The 263-nt window shown below is 43.7% G+C and carries 1 protein-coding gene; it reads right to left on the bottom strand.

What is annotated here, in order from left to right; translation table 11 throughout:
* A partial coding sequence (locus AAEY79_RS15280) for an FAD-dependent oxidoreductase (RefSeq protein ID WP_352289348.1) occupies positions 1 to 263 on the bottom strand: 263 nt, incomplete at both ends.

Here is a 263-nt window from a genome sequence, read left to right as displayed (position 1 = left end):
GCCTCGCCCAGTAATTTGGTACGTGGTAATACGCCTGTGCCCAAAATCACAATATCGGCAGCTATTTGCTCTCCATCGGCAAGGGTGATACTACCTACCTTTGTCGCACTGTCGCTATGTTCATTGCCATTAATAGCGTTGACAGTGGCATCGAGTACAAATTTAATGCCATTATCTTTATGCAGTTTAATTAACGCATTGCTGACGGTTTCTGAGATGATATTGCCCATCACGCGCTGGTTTTGTCCAATAATAGTAATGGA

It is taken from the genome of Psychrobacter sp. GW64-MNA-CIBAN-0177 (genome assembly GCF_040309585.1).
Classification (GTDB): Bacteria; Pseudomonadota; Gammaproteobacteria; order Pseudomonadales; family Moraxellaceae; genus Psychrobacter; species Psychrobacter okhotskensis.
Note: the sequence above shows the minus strand (reverse complement) of the source record. Positions and strands in the feature narration are given on the sequence as shown.